Consider the following 1,075-nt stretch of genomic DNA (forward strand, 5'->3'; position numbering starts at 1 on the left):
GACGTATCGGACCCGCCGGTACCGAGCACATAAACCCCAGGCGCCACCTCTGTAGCCCCGGTGGGCACGGTCACCCCGTTGGTCCCACCGAGATCGCTGGTGAGACCCCTGGTATTTCGCGTGTACTCATCCATCTCGGTGCTGGCATTACCCACCACCCCGACCGCTTCCGAAATGGCCTCTTCGGCGAGCGCGACGATCGCGTCCAGGTTGTTCTCGTTCACCGCGGGCGCGGCCTTCTTCGCCTTGGCCCGGAAGTCCGCGATGATCGCATCGACCTTGGCCGCTGCCGTCGCCTGTGTCGAATGTGCCTGTCCGAGCAGCGAACTCAATCGGGTGCCGCGATCAGCCGCGGCCGAGACCTCGGTCGCGGTCTGGCGCAGCGCCGGTGTGGCGGGTGCGGCGGTCTCGGTCGACTCGAGCGCGTGCAGCCCGAGCCGATGCGGATCCTCCGTTGCCGTGGTCGCGGCGGAGGCCGATGTCAGCGCGGCCACCACCGATGCGTCGGGGTCGGGAGAAGTATTACTGCCCAGCGACTTACGCAATTCGAGCAGCGGCACCTCTAGCAGCGCGATCACCGGCGCGATCTTCGCCTCGGCCTCGGCGGGCGTGATCGTGCTCACCGTGGTGTCGGTGACCAGCGATTTGGCACGCATCACGCCACCTCACTCTCGGTCGCACGCAGGTCGCTCGCCAGGCCGGTGTCGATCCCGGTCACGCTGGCGCCGAAGCGATTCAGGATGTCCTGATAGGCGGTGACCAGGTTGCCCGCCGTACTCAGTGTCGAGGCGTGGTCGCCCGCGGCCTGTGTCCAGGCGGCGGCGAATTCACGCCCGAGCACGCCGAGTCCGGACAGGTCGACCCCGGCCGCGGTCGTCGTGTCGTTGGCCGCTGTGCCAAGAAGTTCGGAAACCCGAGCTGCCGCACGCTGATAAGCGTCGAGCGCTGACGGGTCGAATGACATTTCTGCCACGATGTCTGCCCCTTCACGATCGCGGATTCCGGCCCCGGCCGGTGTTGAAAAGCGTAACCACCGCGCGCCGTTTGCGGGGGAGTCCAGTCCAGATGGACGGAT

2 protein-coding genes are annotated in these 1,075 nt (G+C 67.1%); both read right to left on the reverse strand.

Features of this window, described 5'->3' with window-relative positions; genetic code table 11:
- A partial coding sequence (locus ACFWUY_RS41935) for a hypothetical protein (protein ID WP_384122421.1) occupies window positions 1–656 on the reverse strand: 656 nt, incomplete at its 3' end.
- Window positions 656–1,075, reverse strand: a 420-nt coding sequence (locus tag ACFWUY_RS41940) for a hypothetical protein (RefSeq protein ID WP_384122424.1), incomplete at its 5' end; no start/stop codon positions are given. The genes ACFWUY_RS41935 and ACFWUY_RS41940, both read right to left, overlap by 1 nt.

Source organism: Streptomyces sp. NPDC058664 (assembly GCF_042716635.1).
Classification (GTDB): domain Bacteria; phylum Actinomycetota; class Actinomycetes; order Streptomycetales; family Streptomycetaceae; genus Streptomyces.